Raw genomic sequence first — 23,041 nt, 5'->3', positions numbered from 1 at the left:
CACGATCTATAAATAATTACGAATGAATCTGGAGGGGGAGGAAGTATGTTTTGGTACCACGGAACAAATCAACAACGAAAAAATAGTATACTGGAAAGTGATTTCGAACTTTCAAATGGACTATGGGGGAATGGAGTATATCTAACTTCAAGTAAGGATGGAGCTTATATTTTTGGGACTGAAATCCTTAAAGTAAGGATAGATGAGAGCCAAGTTACTCATATAAATTTTGAGGAGTTTATAGTAGACTACCCCAGTGAGCATAATTGGAAAAAAGCTATTTCTGATAAAAATTACAAAGCTATTGCTGTAGCTTATATTACAGGGGAAACAGAACTGTGTATCTTTGATACTGATATCATTGAGGAGATTAGATGGTAATCTCCAAAAATCAAATTGTAATTCTAACAGCGGCAGCAAATGTTATGTGTTCCTCAGGTTGCGAGCGGAGTGCAGTGGCGATAGTGGCCTCATTGTGCAGTTCAGTCAGTGTAAAATTAGTATTTTGAAAAATGATTTGAGTTGACACTAAATAGAATTATCTGGTAATATGTGACTAACCACTAGATTATTGTCACTCGCCATCTGTGCGAGAGTTGATTGAAACGTTCTAAATTGTTAAATTGTTAAATTGTTAAAAAAACACCACTTGCATTTGAAGTGCACCCCTTAGAATAGACATTGGAATAAACCCCTGGTTTATCCGATGAAAATCTAGGGGGTGCATTTTTTATGTCAGCGACAAAAGGAAAGAAGTTTAACGAGTATACGTATGAGACCAAGATGGGGGCTATACGGCTTCATCTCGAAGAAGGTTGGAGATATCGTAGGCTTATGGAGAAGTTTGGAATTGCAGATAGACATCGGTTGAAACAATGGATGCGGAAATATAAGGAGCTCGGTGAGTTCGGACTTCTGGATCAGCGAGGACGACGGAAGGAATATATCGACCAAGACAGGTATGCACAAAAGCTCAAACGGGAAAATGACATGCTAAAAAAGTGTTTGGAAATCTGGATGCAAGAGGTGAAGCGCACAAGTTTATAACCATCGAGAAGGCTGCCAAAGATTATCCCGTTAGTGAACTTTGTAAGCTCTTCAAGGTCTCTAGAAGTGGATATTACGCCTTTTTTAAACGTAGAGGAGCAGATCGGGATCAGAACGCGAAGGCACTCGTGAAGAAAGTGTACGAGCAGTATGACGGGGTCTATGGCTACCGCCAAATCCAACTCTTCTTGCTGCAGGATCATGGGGTCAGGATGAACCATAAGAAGGTGCTCCGACTCATGCAGGTTTTGGGAATCCGTTCACGTGGATTGTCAACACTAATTCAGACAACTTTTTTAAGGGCTGATTCTCTGTAGTTTACGGGGCTCATGTAGCTCAAAGTTCCATGAATACGATATTTGTTATACCGGTTCGCATAGTCATTTAGCTCCAAAGTGAGATGATTTAGACTTTGAAAGTGCATCTGATGAATAAATTCGGTCTTCATAATTTTAAACGTAGCTTTAGCGACTGCGTTGTCATAAGGACAGCCTTTCATACTTAGAGAACGACTAATCTGGAACGTAGCCAGTGTCTCATCGATCGATTTGTTTTTGAATTCCCTACCACGATCGGTATGGAACAATTGAACTTGGCGGAGATCTCCTTGTACAGAGGCAAAGGCACGTGCGACTAGACCTACATCCTTGTTAGGACCTACGCTAGATCCAATAATCTCTCGATTAAAGAGGTCAACTAATATACAGATATAGTGCCATCTGTTTTTGACTTTGACGTACGTTAAGTCACTTACAACGACGCGCTTCGCTTCAGATTGCTGGAATTCTCGGTCCAGTTCATTTGGCTGTTGCGAATGATTCGTTTCAGATTTGTGAGGTTTGTATTGAGCTACTGTGTATGTTGAACCTAGCCCTTGTGCCTTCATGATTCGGCCAATTCGACGCCTGGATGCAATAACTCCACGCTCGTAAAGCTTAGATTTGATCTTTCTTGTGCCATATGTCTTTAGATTCTTTTTGAAAATCTCAACGATATGTGCCGTAATATCGTCTTCATTGCGGCGTTCTTTGGCTTCATAGTAGTAGGTGCTTTTTGAGATTTGTAGGACGGAACACATTGCTGATACCGAGTATTTGTCACGATTTCGTTTGATGACACTTACTTTCGTCCCATGATCAGCGCTGCTTGCTTTAAAATGTCGTTTTCCATTTTAAGTCGCTGATTCTCTTTTCGCTGTGCAATGAGTTCATTCTCTTCAGGAGAACGATTGTCCTTCTCTGCGAATGAGCCTGAGGTTTGAGCTTGTTTAATCCAACGATCTAAGGCAGATGCACTTAATTCGTATTCCTCCACAATATCTGCTCTTGATTCTCCATTCTCATATAGTTGGACCATTTGTCTCTTGAGCTCGTCTGTAAATGTACGTCTTTTTCTTGGCATAGTAGACCCGCTCCTTGTTATGTTGTAACTATTCTACTAGCCCTTAATTTTTCTGTCCAACCAAGTGTATCAGATCCAGTTCTATTAAGTTCTATTATAGGTGCATGAGGGAACTCTTCAATACTATTGTCTTTTTTCATTTCAACGTTATAGGGAAAAGAGTGTTGGCCATTATCAATACTCTTGAGTTGACCGATCTCATAATTATGATTCACTCCACGCTTAGATTGTCCTTTAACAATAACCCAATCGTGAATTTCTATCACTGTTCATCTCCTATGAAATATTTCCTCTATTTTTTCATAATTTATTATAAATCTCTTTTACGAGCTGGTTTTCTATCCTTTACAATAAAGTGGGTGTGAATTATACTTACTGTATAAATTTATTCTGTAGGGGTGGAGTCAGGCGACACCATCGTATCTTGTGTGTTATCACCATTCTAATTGTCTAATGCTACCCTTTATTCAGTGTGGGTACAATTCAACTTTGGAATGGTTTTTTCTGTTATAGGACATTTCAGAATTGGGAGGATGTGGAGTAAAAATAAGAAGAGGCTGAAATCGCTACTCAAATTCATTATGTTCTATTAAAATGTAGTATACCTTGAGGATTGTTTTGAATTCAAATAAGGAGTGATAAATAATGGGGAAACCAACTGTCCAATGGACAACCTATATTATCAATAACATGAAAGATCAATTCAATTTTGATCTACATTTTCAAAGAGGATATGTTAGACAGAAGGACCGACCTTGGAAGAGTTTATTGATACATACTTTCTTAAACAATGGATACGTTCCAAATTTACTGGTTTGGAAGAATGGTGACCATCTTGGAGAGAGCAAACCAGGGAAATTTAAATGGATCTACTATGCTGTTGATTGCAAGCAAAGATTGAAATCACTTTATGAGTATTTAGAGGATAAATTCCGACTATCTGATGATACTCCTCCTGTGAATGGAGTAAATGTTGCAGGGAAACTATACAGTGAATTATCAGAAGAAATGCAACAGGCATTAAAATCTTTCAATTTTGCAGTAACAATTTTCGATGAAGAGTATACACTTGAAGATGTTGAAGAGATCTTCTATCGAGTTAATCAAACTAAGCCTTTGACCGAATACGAGCAGGCTCGGGCTCTTCTCGGAGAAGAAAACCTCTCGATAGTGGCTGATATCACGAAAGAAGACTTCTTCAGCAGAATTAACTTTACATCTGCTGATCTAACGGGGAATGTAAATGAGAAAACGGTATTCCAAATTATTTCACTTATAATGGAAAAAAATATCTCCTTTAGTGGAAAAGACATTAAGAAATTTATTGCAGATATAGGCAAAAAGAAAATTCCCGATAATATTATTGCACAAATTAAAAACAATTGTAAATATATGGAAGAATCAGTTGATGAATGGACTTTAAAGGAGTGTAAGGCTGGATTAAAAAAATCTGTAATCCCTTCTCTCTTTATGGCATCGGCTCATGCTCGAAAGTTTAATGTAGAGCCAAAGAAATTTGGGGATTGGGCAAAAAAATTCTTAGTTGAAGACTACTCTAAAGAATCCCCGTTTGGGCTAACTGTTCAGAGTAGGACAAGTAATATACTTATTGTTCAAAAACGAACTGAATTGATGCTGAATGACTTGAAAAACTTTATGATTAATGTTGCCTGACGCAAATGTGGTAATGTTAGTTGAGTTAACTTAACTCAACTAACATTACCAAGAAACCAAATTATTTTTAATATTTAACTTATTAATAATGAAATGAAAACTGGAGAGAACCTCTAATGGGAAAACCATTAGAGGTTTTTTTTGTTTTATCAGAACTTACCACGGTGAATGTGGTATGTAGACCGGTGTATGTTTTCTAAGCTCTCTTTTTTCTAAGAAGGAATATATAATTGGACTTTAAAGGGGGCTTTTAGATAAGGGGAGTTTTATAGGAAGTGATTCTGTTTCTGGAAAAAAAAGAATTCTGATATAACAGACATTATGATATAAATTTGTTTTCGCTTAGTTAATCTTAAAATACTTATCAGTTTAGCTAGAGCCACCAAGGCAAGGAGGAACAAGATTGTTTGAAGATATAAGCAAGGTTTTTTCGGATGATAGTAAATCTAAAAAACGCACTGCAAACGGAGCTTTTTCCAGAGTAAACGGGAGCCGAAGAGGAATGGTTACCGCATACTCACTTATGACTAAGGCGCAACAGAAGGAATATGCTTATAGTGAAGTGAGTTCAAGATATAATATTTATGAGAAAATCATTCCTGTAGAGCAATTGAAACTGCTTCCGCGTGATATTCGATTCCGGTGTTGGTCGGAATGGCAGAGTCGGTTTTTGAATGAAGAAATCTTAAAAGCATGGGCCGTGGATTCAATTGATGAATTGAACTTTTTTTTGAATGAGATGGATTTGCCCATGCTTGAATTATTAGAAGCGGATCACTATGAAGAGTCTGAGGCGAGCAAAGAGATACGAGGGACTACAGAAAGTATAATGGTGCCTATGAATGAAGAGGAAAGTACATATCTGTCACTAAGTGATTTAGTGGCTGATGATGCCAAGTTCTTTGAATTTAAACTAAATGGAGAAATGGAGACAACAGATATTGTTTCTGAGCTGAATCGAGCAATTCAGAGTATTATTGGTACACAACGGAAGTATATTGTGGATGTATCAGTGATTGAGGTCATATGAGCTACTTGATTACTATACCTTGACAATCCCACAGCTAAAGCAGTGGGATTCTTGAGTGATTACCGCGTTCTCTGTCCATTTTTGTTTAGCATTTTAGGTCGATAGACTGTTACCATTTACCACAGGTGCATGAATAATGTTATGGCACCGACTCTATCTCTGTGAGAATGAAATCCACAGATGCATGCATACAATCTATCACTCATCAATACTCGGTGTTATTTAGCAATAATCATATTATTTGATTCTTGCCTAGCTTTGTAGGGTTAGTAACTGCATTAATCATTTTGATTGTCTCAGCAGCACCTAGGAAGTCATTCACATTTTGGCCATAATCAATAAGTGCCCTCTTCATTTGTAAGTAGAGACCCTCTGACAAGGTTATTGTCCATTGTTTAGGTTCAATATCAGTCAAGGGATCTATCCCCAACCGTTTATATTCCATAGGAGATAGTGTTCCTCCCCCTGTATAACTTATTTCAACATCACTTACGCTTGAAAGCAATGTAATGTGCGAATCAAAACTGTAGTTTATAAAATAAAGGAAGTGAGGGTAAAGTTGAAATAATTCTTTTACCCATGTTCTCACCTCATTTATCTCGTAAATTTCATCTTTTATATCATTATATCCATCAAACATGGTAATGATTTTACCGAAAGAATGAGCGCCTTGTTCTTGTAGAAAGTTTAAACTTCTATCTACAAATTCAAATGACATTTCATCAATGGATCTTTTTGAAATATTCATTAAGTATAAAGTGCCGGATGTAAGGCCTAGCTCCTCAGAAATATCCACAAAATAATCTTTATTCACATTAATCACCATCACCAAGTTATTTTTAATTATTATAAGATAGTTTGGTTGATTTTAGTAGTTTTAGTAGGAAAACTTTGATTGAACTTTATAACAATCCATATGGAATTCAAACAAAGGGGTTCAGTTTACATCACATTTAGAACGAAGTATAATAGCCACAAATGCATACTCGTTAAATGGGGAAGCACCTCAAACTTAGGCTAATTTGCCTTTGTTTGAGGTGCTTTTTCTTTTTTTAAAAGCGAGATTGCAGAACTCTTTGAAAACAAAATACTTGAAGGGAGAAGTAAATGGAAACGATTTTGTTAAGAAAGTTACGAAAGTATAGCACATGGACATGTGGGTTATTAGCTTTACTAGTCCTTTTTACCTCGATTCCTTTATTTCCGGCAATAGCATCAGCCGCAACAGTAAGACCCGAAAAGGAAATTATAGGTGGGCCAGGCTGTGGGAATAGTTTCGGGACTACTCCTGGACAGTGGTGGGGAGGCAGTGGTGGTGCAACTGAGGTTTCTCGTCAGACTACTACCACTGGTTACAACTGTAATGAGAAAGAGCCCTATGAACGATTTATTGATTTGGGTAAATCATATGATTTAAACAATTACAGGGTTCAAATTATTTATACCGGCGAATGGGGAATGTGGTTTTCAACCTCCGCTGGTGTCGGTTCTTTTGCTTATACTACAAGTACGAATTATACGCAATGGTCTCGCATTGGCCCTAACGGTTTCGGTAGTGATCCGCGAAACCAATGGATTGATGTAACCGACGTAATCGGCCATAAACAAGTAAGAGGTCTATACGCTCTGGGGGTAGATAACTTCAATAATAGTTCCCGCATAACAACCTTTGGTGTTCGTATCATACCAAAATCAGAGTTTTTGCCTAAACCTCCTCAAGTAAATGCTGGAGCTCAAGGCCAATCAAGTACAGGATGGACAAAGGACCCTGTAAATGTTTGGTTGGATGGGGATGTAGCCCCCGAAGGGCTAAATTACTACGAGTACAGTCTAAACGGTAGTGCGTTCCAACGCTATACCGGACCATTTACAGTTGATGGTCATGGAAATAATACCATCTATGCAAGAACGGTGGATCTTAAAAATCAGAAAAGTGACCTTTCTTCTGGTATTGTACGGATCGACAAGATGGCCCCGATTCCGCCAAGAATTCAGGTAACGGGAAACAGCACAGACTATGCAATTACGCTGGAGCCGGGAACAGACGATTTTTCCGGTTTATCTCGTTCCCAATACCGTATCGAGGGAGCCGTGAACCAAGGCTGGCAAGATTACAATGGTGTTTTCCATGTTAATCAAAATGGTCAAAGCACTATTTACGCTAGATCCGTAGATAATGTAGGCAATGTTAGCCCAGAAGTTATGAAAGATGTATTGATTGATAATATCGCACCGGATCGACCCAATATTTTGGTTAACAATATCAATTGGGCAAGTAGTGATAAGCAATTCACGGTACAAGACGGCCATGATTCAGGGGGCAGCGGTGTCCTCAAAAGCCAATATAAGATTGGCAATGGTGCGTGGGTGGATTATGTTGGCCCAGTGACCGTCTCACAAGAGAATGTTAAGATTTACGCCCGAACAATTGACCGTGCAGGCAATATCAGCCAAGTAACGGAGGCCAATTCAAATATCGATAAAACACCTCCGACAACTCCAACAATCACCCTGAGTGATCTTAATTATACAAACAAGGATGTATTGGTGACCCTATCCAGTGGTCAAGACAACCTTAGTGGGGTTCAAAAAACTCAATATCGTATTGGCAACGGCAGCTGGCTCGACTATACTGAGCCTTTTAACATAACACAAGAGGGCCGGACAACCATTTTTGCCCGTTCCATTGACCTGGCAACCAATATCAGTAATGTGGTATCTGCTGATGCTAAAATTGATCGTCTACCTCCAAGCCAGCCAGTTATATCGGTAAGCACCAAAGAGTGGACCAACAAAGATATCATGGTCACTGTCACCGATGGAGTAGACGCTGGCAGCAGTGACGTACTGAAAAGCCAATACAAAATTGGCGAAAGCGGAAACTGGACGGACTATGTAGCTCCTATTCCTGTAGGAGTAGAAAATGTCAAGGTATATGCACGAACCTTGGATAAAGCCGGAAATATTGGTGACGAGGTCATGGAGCAGCTGCGGGTAGATAAAACCCCACCGACCAAACCTGTTATCCAGCTTAGTTCTGGTGAGTGGTCTAAAGATGATATTCAGGTTTCAATGACCGATACTGAGGATACCCTAAGTGGATTCTTAAAAAATCAATACAAGGTCGGGGAAGACGGAACCTGGAAGGATTACGATCAACAGTTCTCCATTCCATTAGAGGGCCAGACGATGATATATGCGCGGGCTGTCGATAAGGCTAGTAATCTATCTCAAGAAACAACCAAGCTTTTGAGGATTGACAAAACGCCACCTACAAAGCCGACTATTAGTGTGTCGTCGAGTGTCTACACAGCCGATGATGTAACATTTCAAATTTCAGGTAGTACGGACGATTTATCGGACGTTCATTATCAATACCGTATAAACGAAGGGTCCTATCAAGATGGGGATCATGGTATAATCACGGCAAACGGCAGCTCAATCATAACAGCAAGGACAGTGGATCAGGCAGGAAATAGGAGTCCTGAGGTTCAGAATATAGCCAAGGTGGATAAAATACCACCTAATATACAATTTACTCCGAGGGAGCGCGATTGGGATAAATCTACCATCAAGGTGGACATTAAATATACCGATTCTATAGCTGGTATTGATCCCAATATGAGGTATTACAAAGTAGACCATAGTTCTTCATCCCCTACGGATTGGGAAACGGCCACAAGTGAAACGAAAACCATCTCAATTCCAAAGGAAGGTGAGTGGTATCTGCATGCGAAAGCTTCTGATAATGTTGGGAATGTAAAGGAGGAAACGACATCATACTTACGGGTTCAGTATCCTCCAGAGGTGCCTACATTAAAAGTACTATCCGTTCGGGAAAAAGAGGCGCAGCTTGAGTGGTCTCTACCCAATGGTCAAACCCTTACGGACGGTTATGAGTATGTATTGACCAATACGACAACTGGAAAAACGTGGACAATTCCTTATCCGCAAAATATATTTACAGATGACTCACTCCAAGAGGGCACTGAATATGACTATGTTGTTCAGGCACGTAATCATGTCGGTACAAGCGTGAATAGTAATAAGGTTCATATTCTCACTCTTCCTGGTGCAGTGTCGAATATCCGCGTGGATAGTGTGGGGAGGAATTCTAGCCGGGCCCATCTAAGCTTTGAAACGGTGCAGTCTGCCACCTATTACAATATTAGCGCGGTGAATCAGGATACTAAACAGATCGACTTTCATACTACTGTAACCGGATCTGTTTATGAGCAGTTGGATAATCTCCAACCTGGTACTGTCTATGATGTTGGTATATCCGCTGTCAATTCAACGGGTGAAGGGATTCAAACCCATGTTTCCTATTTAAGTCTTCCAGATCGAGCTACAGATTTTATATCTGTCCAAGCTCAAGAGGATCGTGTCCGGCTTCGTTGGAATACGGTTTTGACAGCAACATACTATCAATTGGACCGTGATACAAAGAGTGTTTATAAAGATGTATACTCGGAATTTGAAGATACCGGGCTAAGGCCGGGAACGGAATATCTATACAGGATTTCTGCAAAGAATGAGACTGGGATGGGTGAATTTAGCGACTATAGAGCTATAACGTTGCCAGAACAGGTTGCAAACTTCAGAACGGTTACTTCTGATGTTTACTCATTAAAGACGAACTGGACTCCTACCCAAGGTGCAGAAGGGTATTTAGTCCGGGTAAATGGAGGAACTGAGATTTTACTAGCTGAGGATATTCAGCAGTTTGAGTTCACGTCTCTACCATCCGGTACTCTTGCGGAGCTACGAATACGAGCTTTTAATCGTAGTGGCTATGGCAAGGAACAGATCATACATTCTGTCACGTTACCAGATCAGCCTACGGACCTAAAGGCTGAACATATAGGTTCACAAGGGGTAACTTTGAGCTGGAAGCCACAGCGCGGAGCTTCCAAGTACAGAATTAAGATCAATGGGTCCACTTATGTCGTGTCGGATACGACTGTACAAGTGGATGGTCTGGAACCTGGTACCAGTTATAACTATTCGGTGGCGAGTGGAAACGCTGGCGGCATTGGACAACCAGCTGAAAAGCAGTTACTGACTCTACCTGCAGCTCCTCTTATGCGTATAAAATCCCAATCTGCAACAACTGTTACGTTTACATGGGATACTGTTAAGAGTGCGGAAAAGTATCATGTGGGAATACGTGAAGATGAGCAAGAACAGCAGACAGAAAAAAATGAAATGACGTTCGATCATCTGCAACCAGGCGTCATTTATCATTTTTATAGTAGCTCAGAAAATTCGACGGGAATGGGTTTGAATAGTAGCTATACTCATCGTATGCTTCCAGATTCCTTATCCATTAATGATATAAAGATCATTGATGTGACGGAGGATTCGGTAACCATAGGGTGGAAGCCAGCTCCAGGCTCAGACAGCACCAAAATATATGTAGGGGATAAGTATATCGGAGAGACTACCAATTCTACGTATACCCTACCAGCACTTGAAAGCGGAAAAAACTACGAGATCCGATTAGAGCCGGTGAACAGTACTGGCAGCGGCCCAACTGCAAGGGTGACAGTAAGTACGCTTCCGAATGCTGATTATACGGTCAATCTAACACCAGACAGAAATTCGATTCTATTCACCTGGCTATTTGATCATCCGAACGAGATTTTTGTCATGTCTTATAAAGGAAACGAAATCTATAGGGGAAAGGCTCGGGAGTTCAATTGGGAAGGACTCACAGCCAATACCAAATATGAAGTTCTTATGTGGACCGAAAATGAGTCGGGAAAGAAAAGTGAACCCAGAAAACTGGAGACGCAGACACTAAAGAAAAAGGTCTCATCTGAAGGAGGAGGCTTAATAAATATAGTGAAACCTGTTGCAGAAGAGCCAATCGAATCCCAAACAGTTCAAATATCTTCAACTGAGACCAAGAAAAATCACTTTGATGACATTGACAAGACATTTAATAAAGACAAGATAAATGCGCTTGCCGATAAAGGAATATTGAAGGGTATCAATGATACAACTTTTGAACCGAGCAGGCCTGTAACACGTGTCGAGTTTACCACGATGCTTGTCCGTTCATTGGAACTACCTCAGGAACTGGATGTATCGTTAAGTTTCAAAGATATTAATCATTCAGCTTGGTACATTGATCCACTCAAACGTGCGATAAAAGGTCAGGTTGCTCGTGGATTTAGTAACACGGTCTTTGCTCCTGAACAGCTCATCAAACGGGAGCAGGCTGCTAAAATGGTTAATAATGTTGTGAAGGCTACTCCAGTACAGAATAGTAATATTTACTCGGATACTTCTAAAATTGTAGAATGGGCGAGAGAAGATGTGCTTGGACTTACCCAGGACAATTTAGTTCAAGGCTATCCCGATGGTAGTTTTCGGCCTAAACAAAGCATTACTCGTGCAGAAGCAGCTGAAATGATTTTTAACATGCTTCAAAAAAGATAAATGAAGGAATTGAGGGAGTGGCCTTGTGAGTAACGGTTATAGTTGAGGCAGATTTCATTAATAAATGAGACTTTTAACGGTACATGTTTGAGACATCAACAATGATAATTTTTTGAAAAATCCTTGCATAGCAAGGATTCAGGCTGTCGAGACTTTCTCGACAGCCTGGGCCTCCTTTTTGGAGGCTCTTTTTCTTTGTTTAGTAATTTATGATATGCAGCTAATTGCAATACGCAGAAAGCATTATTTAAAGTGTATGGTTGAACGAAATAGTTGATGCTCTTCTGATAATAGGGAATCACTTGAAATGCTTAGATACTCATTGTTATATATTTGAGATACTCATCTAATGTAAACTACAGGAGGAAAGAAGCCGATATATATTTGGTTATTATCAACATGAGAGACCAGCCTAAAAGTCTAATTATAGGAATGGCCTTTGGTGCGGCGATTAACGGAGCATGAGCATACGCTTCTGGTGGCAAATGATTGAGGTCTTTTAAAGTATAAATACCATAAAGGTGGATCATATTTCAAAAATGCCTAAAAAGAGAACTTAAAACTTTCCTGTAACAATGGTAATACATTGTACCCTTAACATTTGTAAGTGATGCTGCACTAGGGCAATCCGTGAAATTGGATGCGAAGAATTTGATTGGGCCAAGTCAGGGGGAGACAATTCTATATCCTGGAAAAATATGAAACCAATCGATACACAGTCTGCAAGTATATTCAACATCTTTGGGGTTGGTTACGATGATTCGCTGTTGCTGATAACGTCAGGAATAATTATTCCAATTATCATACACACAGTTTTTCAGCTGCTCCAGAAAACTGGAAATACGATGAGTATTATCTTAATGGCAAATACAAAGGTCTTAAAGGTACAGGAAGATTAATTGAGAAATTCTAGAGTTCTCGCAACACGCTCAATTGTACTATTGTTCTGGATGGGGAGAAAGCATACTCTCATGAATTTAAAGTTTGAGACCCGCAATTCAGCTATAATGTGAATTTAGAGAACACTGTTAAACTGCAGATCAAAGTAGCAACGGACTATAGATCAGGGACTGGTCTAGGGGTTACTTTACGAAATAAGTGATGTTACAACAAAATCAAAATAATACTCTTAGAAGTTCAAAGGCAGGTATTGGATGAATGTTATTGAAACGAGAAGATCTTACTAAACGTGCTCTTGCATGCATTGGATGGCTTAAAAGCTATATTGAACTTAATAACGTGAATAGTCTAAACGACATCAATAAATACTGCGAGGATTTCCTTGTTCCGGTTCTTAACAAAACTTATGGTCTGAATTTGATTAATTTGAATAAAATAAAAGTTAACTTTCCAGCCGTTGATCTGGGGGATTATCATTCTCGCATTTGCTATCAAGTCAGCTCAACAGTTGACGTCAAGAAGATAGAAGAAACGCTAGACACATATGACTCAAATGGTCTTTATAGTAGCTTTAATGAAATTAATTTGTTCATGCTTGGGACTAAGAAAGACTACAGGAAAAAGCTGAACTATGAAAACTTTTCGTTTGATTACAAAGAAAATGTAAAGGGCTTTTCAGATTTATCACGTGATATACTCAGCAAAAATAAGGATGAACTAAAAGAAATCGTTGACTTACTGGAATCTGAAATGTTGGGGAATAAAAACAATATCGATGATCAGATAAAACTCATAATAGAGGATGAACTGAACTCCAACTACTCTACGCTGTTTAGACAAACGTTAATGTTTAATGGATATAAATTCAGATTCAGAGATATTCTCAATTTGATTAAACCAGAAGAATTCAGAACTGAGCAATTATATTTTACGCTACAATTTATGAGATTTGAAACCGTGGTTTATGATAAGACAGAGAAATTGTTAATTGAGAACCCCTCAGAATATACTAGGGAATTAATTGAAATATATAATCAGTTTAAAAAACTTAATAAGTATGAAGACTTGTTTCATATGAGGAGAGACGAATACAGGGAACTTGTTCGTGTGTTAAAACCGATTTTAAATAATATTGATGTCAAGTTCCATAGTGATCGAGTGACTATTGGATGGCAAGATTAACTTGATTTATTCGGTTATTCAATTGAAAAAAGGGTCAGTATGATGAATAATTAACGGTGCGTGATATTAATGCGAAGGCATTAATACACTTAAAGGTATATTGCTGAAATCCACTCCATTTTATGTTAAGAATTGAAGGTCAGTCTAATGCCAGTTCTCAATTTTTTTATTCGTTCTGATTTTGGACTGACAAAGAGTTGCACAAGAAGTACGAACCTGATTAATAAGTTGATTGTTCTTGCTTCACGATATACGCCTGATCTAGTAGATGCAGATTTGAATGAAATCCAGTTTTGGAGATACGAATTTGGTGGAATATCAAAACATGTAAGACCAAACAGGATAAATATATGATTGATGAATTACGTGTCAAAAATTAGAAAGAGACAGAGGAATTAGTAAACAGGTTATTTGAGGATAAGTTTCATCTGAAGAAGCAGTTATCGGATCGTAAAAGATACTTTAATAAAAAATATTAGAATCAATCATTTACAAAAGGCGGCCGATCAATAAGATCGGCTGCTTTCTTCACTTGTAAGCAGAAAGGTTGAATGATTCAACAAAACTAACCAGTATTCCTGTCGATGGACAAGAACATGAGTCATTTACTTGACGGCACAGTCATGGATAACCTATGCTGCGCTTAAAGGTATGGATGCTGATTTGTCCAAGGTCACTGTGCGATAAGAAGAGACGATAATGGGACCAAATTGAATAGACTCATTGGAGGGAAACGTTCTACAATTGGCATTATTTTTTGAAGAGCTATGATTTAAAGGTAGGAGTTCAAGAAGCATGTACTTATTATAAAAAAAACAACAGAGGCATGACTTGTTACTAGTAATTAAATGTAGCCTACCAAACAGTATATCTGAAAACCATTCAAGGTTGCCTTCCTACTGAATTTTTTATGTAGACAACATCTGTAATGTTGATTTTTTACCTTACTAGTTAGGCATTCATCGTGATATCCTTTCTTTGTTAGCTATAACAAGTAAAGATAATTTTGGGGGAGATATATTGGGTGACAACAATAGTAGTTTTAAAACCAGCGGGTTTAATTTCGAGTTAATAAATTCAATTCAACAGAACGTAAATTTAATTCGTTCCTTTAGTCCTATCAACGAGCATGCCAATAAATCTTTCAAATTGTTTTCGCCAATTACTAAAAATGTTCAGGATATAACTGGAGCATTTCATTCAGTCACTCTAAACGTGAATCAAATTATGAATATGGATCTATTAACGAATCACTTTAATGAGGCTTGTGAGAGAAATGCAAAGGATGGTTGGTGCATGTCAGCTCATATGACCATCGGTGAATACAAGAGTATCGCCAAAGAAGAGGGTAGTCAAGTAACGAAGGATCGGCTTTTTGTGAGGGCATTCGAATCAGACAATTATGATTTATATAAACGAGAAACAGATTACATTACAACCACTGCTCAAGAAGGTTGGCAAGATTTTTACGATGAGTGTTTTTATTCAAATAATAATGAAAAATATAAAGCAGTTGTTCCCTCGCTAGTTTCTGCTATTGAACATGAACTATCATATGAACAATCTGATGAAATAGGAAAAAGATTAATAAGGAGGGTGCAGTCCTCGCTTGTACAAACTGGAGATACAAGTTCAATTATATACGCAATTAGTGCTTCGGTTCTTAACCTGTTACGCAATATAGCGTTTGGGTATCGTGGATTCACGGAAGATAGGATGCCGTTGATCAATAGAAATTGGGTTTTACACGGGAGAGATAATCCAACGTTATGGAATAAAAAAGATGTTTATAGATTAATTACGATGATATCAGCTTTAAGGATGCTGAATGAATGGAATTCTCTAGTGTGGAGTCAACAATCAGAGGACGATCCGTCAAGTGTGATTTTCGATTGAGATAGGGTATTTCCGAAAAGTATCAATTATAATCAAAATAAACACGAAAAGTATCATTTATAATCGCAAAAAGTATCAGTTGTAACTGAAATTATAGAGCAAAATGGTGTGTTTTTCGTATCAATTATTACCGTAACTCACAGGCCTTAAGCCACCCCCTCTTTTTTGTTGAGATTTAAGAGCGAAAGAATATAACCGATTTTCCGAACAGGAGCTTTAGTCCTAAATATCATCTCTTGTACGGAGCAGGCTAAAAACCGTATTTTGCCTTAATGAACCTAAGATTTGGTCATAATTAGTGGTAGAGGGGGTTCTGCTTACACTTAAAAAAATATAAATTATTACTTTAAATTACAATTTGTATCAATAATAATAAAATAATATCTCAATTATAATCGTTGCTCACAATTGTGTTTGGACCCGAAAATAGATACGTCCATATTCCATACAAACTTAACATTGTGTTGCTTCTTAGAGATTGATGGATATAAAGTGATGAAGCCCTAGCTCTGCGATATGGACAATTTTTGATTGATATAATGTTTCTACATCTCTAATTCTTTTTTACAGTTATATAGATGTTTTTATTCTTAACCTTACAGCATTCGGCTATTATTGATTCTTGTCTTATTTGGAAATACATTTGGTTTGAGGGATAACAAATAAGTCTGATATTATAATTTTGGTGAGGAAGCAGTATGTTAACGAGAGAAAGATTAGAACAAAAGGGGTTTGTAAGAACGGTATAAGAAGATGAACAGGGGGAGCCGGTTTTATACAAGAGAGTTTCAAGATTCAAAAGGTTGTGGAGACTTTTACATCTCTCGGTGAATCTACTGGAGCTTTTGATTTTCATCTTGACGGAATATATTGTGTATTGGAAATCAATGTAGATTTAACCTCAGGTCAGTATATGTTTTCTGAAAAGGACTATGACGGCGGATTTATGGCTCATGATTCCCTTTCACCAGAAGAATTTGAACGGTTACTTGATATAATTTAGCGAAAATTGAAGATTAACAATAATAGATAAAAGGTAACCTTAATTCTACAAGGAAGGGCTGCGAGAATATCTCGCAGCCTATTCTAGTTAGTGCCATAACAAAATACCCATTTTGACTCTTTTGGTGAGAATGAATACAGCTAAAGCAGGCCAATACTACATTAGTTCTGGTGCAGATAAATTTCAATACATTCATCCCATGTTATGTAATATATAATATATAAGTGTGGAGTATCTCCATATAAAGTTGGCTACAGCACAAGACTTATAATGTGATTATTTCATTATATGAAAAATTAACAATAGAAAAACGGTATTTCTTGCATCATGTCTCCCAATAAAAGAAAATACCACCTTTGAGAAAAGGAGATACCAAAAGAATTCTAAATAGTAAACCCTCCAAATGCTGAGATCCAACGGTTCTGAAGTATATAGGCGATGCAAATCGTTCTTTTTGTTGTGCCAAATAGATTGAACTTCTTCATCATACCTTCATCAATGTGAGATCGGTTAAAATATTTATACAGTTACCTAAAAAAGGTAAGGAGTTGTTAGATTTGACTTCGGCTTTTATAGCTTCCATAATCGGTATTGTTTTCTTCGTTGTTCTACTTACTTATTTGTTCATCGTCATCAAAAGATGGCAAAATAAAAAAAGCAAAACAATTTACATTAAGCGAGGTATTTTGTCTGGGTGTGAGTATGGCCAATAACCTGAAAAACCGAGCAGAAGAAGGACGTTTCCGGAAAGATCGGGAGGGTCCTTTTTTGCTGCATTGTGCTACAAGCTAGAGATGATCGGGGTGTGGAACAGATCCGAAACGGGGAATCGGACTCACGCTAACAACTCATTGGCCACTTAAAACCCTACCCTAGACCTGATACACGCCGCTGGAGGGTTGCCTTAGGCGCTCTATGTCCGGTCCGCGCTTGACACCCTCAACGGTGCGTAGGTCAAAAGCATAAAGGCCTGGTTTCAGAGTAGATTTCATTTGAACTCTACTCTTTTTTTATGGTACCAACCGGATACCCCGCCCGCATCGCTGGTCAGTTGACGGGTAAAGTATCATCTTCAAAAAACAAAATCTATATGATGCAGGATCGAAGTGCTCTATTTACTCATATTTGCTCCATCTTCACCATTTTGCTCTCATCATTTTTTGCAGAAACAGTACCAAGACCCCGCTGCACTCTGTCTTGGCGTTTGAAACCGTTTTGAACGCAGGTCAAGGAAGGTAGAATTCAAAAGAACAAGAAGTAGTGTAGCGTACGTTCTTTTTTGGATTTTTGACCGTAAATACATAGAATGTGGAATTGTTCATAGGAATGTACAATGGAGAAGCTAATCCTATAAAGTTGGTAATAAGTGAGGGACTGGTACGCCAAACAAGGGAGCTATAGCAATGAGGATGAAGAAAATTAAAGACCTATCCAATCAAGAGTTATTGCCGAATATATAGCTGTATAGCTGCTAAAAAAGTCTCATGGGTACCAAGCCCGAGCGGGAAAGTAGTTAAAAAATATGAGAGGATCATGCAGCGTAGGCAGCAGCTTCGAATCGAAATTTTGAGTCGCTTGGGTGTCCTAAAGAAACTATTTTCTCTCTTACTTGGGAACAGGAAATATGGGCACCTGATGCCTTACGCTCGGGTAAGTTAAAGGAGCACTCGATCAATTGGGAAACCAACATGAAGCGCACGCTCACGCTCTCAGATGCGATTAAAGAATCTATTTATTTGTTGAGCACATTTGATACCGTTGGTCATGCTAATTATGATCTACTGTACGGTAAAGACACAGGCAGTCCAGAGGAACAGAAAGAGATGGTCCGTAAGGAAATGCGCCTGGTCAGGGCTTTTATACGAAAATATGCACGTCTTCTGACTAAGAAGCAGGGCAACTCTTGGTATCGCTCAAGCAAATCTAGCGGGAAGCATCAGAGGAATAAAACTTATGAACAGAAGGAAGCAGTAAAGCTGAGCAAAAATGGAAGCCCCCTAACTTCAGGGTAAAATGTTATAAGACACATCTGTTAAAGTATATGCTAAAAACTGGTGAGAGAAGATTGATGCATATGGAGATTGATTATCAGATGTTGTTTCATATTCTGGTACTGGGGAGTGCCGTTGGAGTACTAGGATTGGTTGCACATGTAGGTACAACCGTAGATAAAAACCCCAATTCTTCATTAGAGGAATCAGGGTTTTAGCTACTCCATTTAAGAATCTATTAAAAAATCGAACGAACATTAAAGCGTGATCAACAAGTCAAAATGGCAAAATTCCGATTTTACCTATAACATCTTTTTAAGCTGAGATATGCGACCCTGTGATACTTCGAGCCAATCTGCATATTCTCCCTGCTTGGCATTAGGATGTTCGAGCATGAGGTCTTTTAGTTGCTGTAGTAGGTACTCTGACGACTTATAATCTCGCTTTTCCTTGTAGTTAGGACCTTTAACAACGGAAACAGGAATAGGATTAACTCCTATGTTTCCTTTCAAATCATTTATACATTTTTTACATAAGAATGAATCTCTAAAATAGGTTAGATCTTCAATAGATGAGCATATTCTACAAGCCACACCAACATAATTACGCAGACTCAAAAAGCCTGTTTCAACATCCATATAAAATTCTAAACTGTCTCCAACATCAATGTCCATTGATATTCGCATTTCCTTGGGTATTACAATTCGGCCTAACGAATCCAATGGGCGTGTCATACCTGTACTCTTCAAAATGGTATCCTCCTTTTTATCAATTTTAGGAATTGGTATTACTTGAGCGAATGGTAGCAGAAACAGATTTAACCTCCAGTTGATCACCCGTTTGATAAAACATTTTTGTATGAGCTGACTAACACGAGCCTGCGTCATGACTAACATATTGGCGTATTCCTGTAGTGTTGCATCCAGATGTTCTTTATATAAATCTAAAAAAAGTTGACTCATGATCTCTTTAGGTTGTTAAGCCGTCGTATCCTTAGATGTATTTTTGAGAATATATCTACAATTTTCACATATAAGAGAACCATTAAAACGCATTAAGTCTTCTGTGTAATTACAAAATATACAATAATATTTTTTATATCTTTGTAGGGATATCGCACTAGATTCTTCATCTATAAAGTATTCCACTGAATCATGGGGAGATATGCTGCAGGTCGTGAGTATTTCTTTTGGAATTACGAAGCGACCTGTAGGATCTAATTGCCTTGTCATTTTTACGTGTGGCATCTCGAAACTCTCCTATAACAAGATAAAAAGCAATAAAATAGAAGTATTTATTATTGTTCCAAAAGATGGTACTATTATGGATGAGCAAAATTATAATTATATTATAAGATTGCTAACTAAAACTTTTACTGAAGAATGCATCACATTAAGTTCAAGCTGAAAGGGTGGTTTATCATGGAAATCACACCTACGATTCGAGCAGAATTAGATAAATATCTAAAACGAGAAGGCATAACTTTGACAGGGTTTGGACACATTGCAGGCATGAATCCAGGTACAGTAAGCGGCATTGTAAGTGGCAATCGCCCCATTTCGACGTACCAATTGGATCGCATCACTAAAGGAATGAATCTACCCCCAGACCACTTCTATGATTTATTTGTTGAAGAATTGGTTGTAGATGTACAACTTAACTGGAGAAGAATTAGTCCGTTCTTGTATCGATGTGTGCAGTTTAATAGATTAGACTGCTTAAAAAAAGTAGTAAGTGTGTTACTAGATAATCCTAACTATGCTCGACAGCTCTTTAAATTAGCCGAAGATTCTTTCAGAAATGGTTATGGAAAAGCAGCTACTTATCTTTACGAAAAAGTGGCCGAGAATGAAAGGCAGCAACATTCAGAACGACTTGCGGTGTGCCAATATCGCTTATTTCAGCTTGCTATAGGAAAGGATCAGAATCTTAATCTCAAAGCAGCTACTATATTTGAAACATTTGTTAATCGTTTGAATGAATGGGATCAGCTAGATGCACTAAAAGATTTAGCGAATCTTTACAGATCATTAAGTGAATGGGACAAGGTATATAATTTTTCTCATCAGTTGGGACAACTAGGCAGAATTCAATATGACATTGTTCATAACTCCGATCGGAAAGAGAAATTTCCACAAAGAAAACCAAGTTCTGGGCCGTTGTTTGCATACATAGCTTATGCCGAACTGATGTGTGCACATGCTAGTGATGCAATTGGAGATCATGAACGGGCTTTAGAGCATATACGTTGCTATACTGATCTAGGCTGGGTTAAGGAAACTGATTCAGATACACTCCATTGGGTTGGTCAATTTCAGCAATGGGCCAAAATTAATACTTACGTAAATAGGCTTATGACTGGAGACGTTAGTGTCCTGTCGGATTACGCAGAATATATATCTGGTGAAAAACATATATTTAATGAACTTTTGAATATCGTTGAAGCAGCCAATAAGTACAATATTGATGTGGACCACATCCTTCATCGCTTTGAGCCTAAAATTGCGTCGTATCAAGAGCCATCTCCTGTTGAGCCGTTTTTACTGCAACAGCAGGCACGGTTTTGGTACAAAATGGCCAAATATAGCTTTAATAAAGAAGAATATTCATATGGCTTTAAGTGTCTGATAGACGCATTGGAAAAATCTGCTACAATTAATCATGTACTACTTATTGCCAATTGTGTTGGACTATTTTTTCATTTCAAAACACATGCGGCTCCTGGAGTACAGACTCAGTTCCAATCCATATATGAGGAGGTGTGGGAAAAAAATGATAAAAAAGATGGCTTTAATCTTAGTGGCAGCTAGTTTCTTACTGGTATTCGGAGTACCAGTTCAGCATCCGACTTCTGGAACATTCCAGCCGCAAGATCATGTGGGTACATTTTGATCCAAGTTTTATTGTCTTTCCATTGGCCAGCTTTTTAGCTGGTCTTTTTTTATTATGTTTAGCTGGTTTTTCTGCAAAAACAGAAGCCTATATTTACCACATACGAACCTAAAATGAGATACATTAGGAGGGGTAATGTGGTATGAATACGGATAAATCGATAGAACAACAGTTAGAGAGCGCCCGGCAGCGATTACATGATTTGTACAAACGGTATGGTTTTAGGCATGCTTGTGTGCTAGAGCAGTCTATGCTTTTGGATGAACTTATAAATCAGTACAACCGTATGTCTCAGAATAAGATTTTTATCCAACTGATATAACAAAAACCAACCACATAATATACGCTCACGTACACAGGGAATAAATCAAGACATTCTAAAGGGCATCAGACTATGTTTTTCTTAGGATGATGCCTATCCCTGTTGAAAAATTTTCTTACAGAAACAAGTTCACTTCGTATATTTCTTGGTATAACGATTCGCTCAAGTTTAATTCATTCTTATCCATCCTCCTTTATGCAAAACTAATTACTCTATTACTTAACGACTTTAATTATTCTATAAAATGCCTTATATGATAGTATAATACATACTCATGTCATAAAATAGAAATTAATTAATTATGAGAACTATTTATATTTTGACAGGCTTAAGATCTAAAAGTGCTAAACGCATGACTCCAAATTGCTAGTTATATTCTCTGAGAAAAACGGGATTGTTTTTTGATAACAGAATATATATTTTAGTTTCGTCGTTTTGGATCTAGTATTTGAAAGATAAAGTATGTGGTGTAATATTATTAAATCATCTCTTTTTCCCAATAAATATTACAGAGATAAAACCAATGTCAGGGAAAGTCAGAACAAAGTTAGCGCTATTTTTTCATGATGTTGATAATTTATCGAAAAATAATTCAATTGTGAAAAGATAAAACAAATTCTTATGGAATCTATAATCATGTGCAGTAGTATATTTAAAGAGATATGTGACTTTTTTAAAAGCTAGATTAATGGAGGGGGATGAAAATGAACCTAAAGGAATTTGGAGTTTACTTTGCAAAATTAAGAGAGAGAAGCGGGTATAGGAGCCAAAGAGAGCTTGCCGAAAAATCCGGTGTAAGTCATTCGACAATAAACCGAATCGAATCGGGCTTAAATAAAGTCTCTCCATTGAACTTGAAGAATCTGGTTCCTTTTTTAAAGGACACTAGTTACGAATATTTAATGCAAGCCGCAGGCTATACAGAGGCTGTTGACAGCTATCCGAAAAATCATATGAAAGAAACAATTTGTTTATTAGAAGATCAAGCCCAAAAATTAGGCCTATCAATCAATGAACCTGTTTTTATAAATTATTTTTAGGAAGCTATGAAGTTCATCCAACTTGTGCGGAATGGATAAAATTCTATATGCAAGATTTTTTACTTCATCTGTATATTTAACTTTGTACAATAAACTGAAATTTTCTGATCATACCTCGTGTAACCGGGATGATAATTTTGGAACAAAAGGTATTGGGGATTTGTGAAACATTATTGTTATGTGGCACTGTCTGGTTGACCGACCATTGCTAAGTAG

17 protein-coding genes are annotated in these 23,041 nt (G+C 37.8%); 13 read left to right on the top strand and 4 right to left on the bottom strand.

The features are described from left to right. The first annotated feature begins 45 nt into the window (after positions 1-45). From QD47_RS23360 to QD47_RS34270, 3 genes are all read left to right on the top strand, one after another. Positions 46-381, top strand: a complete 336-nt coding sequence (locus tag QD47_RS23360) for a hypothetical protein (RefSeq protein WP_044648375.1) — start codon at positions 46-48, stop codon at positions 379-381. Positions 382-732: 351 nt separating this feature from the next. Further along, on the top strand, positions 733-1,047 hold the full coding sequence (locus QD47_RS23355) for a helix-turn-helix domain-containing protein (protein ID WP_044648374.1): 315 nt from the start codon (positions 733-735) through the stop codon (positions 1,045-1,047). Then, positions 1,002-1,364: an IS3 family transposase gene (locus QD47_RS34270; protein ID WP_152643859.1), complete on the top strand. Its 363-nt coding sequence runs from the start codon at positions 1,002-1,004 to the stop codon at positions 1,362-1,364. Before QD47_RS23355 ends, QD47_RS34270 begins: the two co-directional genes overlap by 46 nt. Here QD47_RS34270 and QD47_RS23350 read toward each other — a convergent pair. Next, positions 1,331-2,448 (bottom strand): IS3 family transposase gene (locus QD47_RS23350; RefSeq protein WP_152643858.1). Its coding sequence is split into 2 segments (ribosomal slippage): positions 1,331-2,202 and positions 2,202-2,448, totalling 1,119 coding nucleotides; the frame shifts between segments, so codons are not numbered across the junction. The genes QD47_RS34270 and QD47_RS23350 overlap by 34 nt on opposite strands. Before the next feature lie 17 nt (positions 2,449-2,465). Continuing rightward, positions 2,466-2,714: a hypothetical protein gene (locus QD47_RS23340; protein ID WP_044648371.1), complete on the bottom strand. Its 249-nt coding sequence runs from the start codon at positions 2,712-2,714 to the stop codon at positions 2,466-2,468. A gap of 379 nt (positions 2,715-3,093) precedes the next feature. Here QD47_RS23340 and QD47_RS23335 point away from each other — a divergent pair, with 379 nt between their 5' ends. Further along, positions 3,094-4,122 carry a DUF262 domain-containing protein gene (locus QD47_RS23335; protein ID WP_044648370.1) on the top strand — a complete coding sequence of 343 codons (1,029 nt, stop codon included), beginning with the start codon at positions 3,094-3,096 and terminating at the stop codon, positions 4,120-4,122. Positions 4,123-4,525: 403 nt separating this feature from the next. Continuing rightward, complete coding sequence (locus QD47_RS23330; protein ID WP_044648369.1) at positions 4,526-5,152, top strand: hypothetical protein; 627 nt, start codon at positions 4,526-4,528, stop codon at positions 5,150-5,152. A 232-nt stretch (positions 5,153-5,384) separates the two neighbouring features. Here QD47_RS23330 and QD47_RS23325 read toward each other — a convergent pair whose 3' ends face one another. Next, positions 5,385-5,966, bottom strand: a complete 582-nt coding sequence (locus QD47_RS23325) for a hypothetical protein (protein WP_044648368.1) — start codon at positions 5,964-5,966, stop codon at positions 5,385-5,387. 293 nt (positions 5,967-6,259) lie between these two features. Between QD47_RS23325 and QD47_RS23320 the strand changes: the two genes are divergently transcribed. The 5 genes from QD47_RS23320 (at position 6,260) to QD47_RS23295 (ending at position 18,592) form a co-directional block, all read left to right on the top strand. Continuing rightward, positions 6,260-11,599 carry an OmpL47-type beta-barrel domain-containing protein gene (locus tag QD47_RS23320; RefSeq protein WP_052646893.1) on the top strand — a complete coding sequence of 1,780 codons (5,340 nt, stop codon included), beginning with the start codon at positions 6,260-6,262 and terminating at the stop codon, positions 11,597-11,599. Positions 11,600-12,763: 1,164 nt separating this feature from the next. Then, a complete protein-coding gene (locus QD47_RS23310; RefSeq protein WP_161797195.1) occupies positions 12,764-13,681 on the top strand; it encodes an SMEK domain-containing protein in 918 nt (305 codons plus the stop codon). Positions 13,682-14,701: 1,020 nt separating this feature from the next. Continuing rightward, on the top strand, positions 14,702-15,577 hold the full coding sequence (locus tag QD47_RS23305) for a hypothetical protein (protein WP_044648365.1): 876 nt from the start codon (positions 14,702-14,704) through the stop codon (positions 15,575-15,577). A gap of 805 nt (positions 15,578-16,382) precedes the next feature. Then, positions 16,383-16,580, top strand: coding sequence for a hypothetical protein (locus tag QD47_RS23300; protein ID WP_044648364.1), 198 nt, complete (start codon positions 16,383-16,385; stop codon positions 16,578-16,580). A gap of 1,688 nt (positions 16,581-18,268) precedes the next feature. After that, on the top strand, positions 18,269-18,592 hold the full coding sequence (locus QD47_RS23295) for a hypothetical protein (RefSeq protein WP_044648363.1): 324 nt from the start codon (positions 18,269-18,271) through the stop codon (positions 18,590-18,592). A 281-nt stretch (positions 18,593-18,873) separates the two neighbouring features. Here QD47_RS23295 and QD47_RS23290 read toward each other — a convergent pair whose 3' ends face one another. Further along, the gene (locus QD47_RS23290) at positions 18,874-19,320 is read right to left on the bottom strand and encodes an AbrB/MazE/SpoVT family DNA-binding domain-containing protein (protein WP_044648396.1); all 447 of its coding nucleotides are present in this window, start codon (positions 19,318-19,320) and stop codon (positions 18,874-18,876) included. Positions 19,321-19,992: 672 nt separating this feature from the next. Between QD47_RS23290 and QD47_RS23285 the strand changes: the two genes are divergently transcribed. The 3 genes from QD47_RS23285 (at position 19,993) to QD47_RS30200 (ending at position 22,825) form a co-directional block, all read left to right on the top strand. Beyond that, entirely contained in the window at positions 19,993-21,381 is a 1,389-nt protein-coding gene (locus tag QD47_RS23285) for a helix-turn-helix domain-containing protein (protein WP_044648362.1), read from the top strand. Positions 21,382-21,605: 224 nt separating this feature from the next. Continuing rightward, entirely contained in the window at positions 21,606-21,785 is a 180-nt protein-coding gene (locus QD47_RS23280; protein WP_044648361.1) for an aspartyl-phosphate phosphatase Spo0E family protein, read from the top strand. A 704-nt stretch (positions 21,786-22,489) separates the two neighbouring features. Then, entirely contained in the window at positions 22,490-22,825 is a 336-nt protein-coding gene (locus QD47_RS30200; RefSeq protein WP_052646891.1) for a helix-turn-helix domain-containing protein, read from the top strand. Positions 22,826-23,041: the final 216 nt, after the last annotated feature.

Source organism: Paenibacillus terrae (genome assembly GCF_000943545.1).
GTDB classification, from domain to species: Bacteria; Bacillota; Bacilli; order Paenibacillales; family Paenibacillaceae; genus Paenibacillus; species Paenibacillus terrae_A.
The sequence above is the reverse complement of the archived record's forward strand: the minus strand, read 5'-3'. Positions and strand labels throughout refer to the sequence as shown.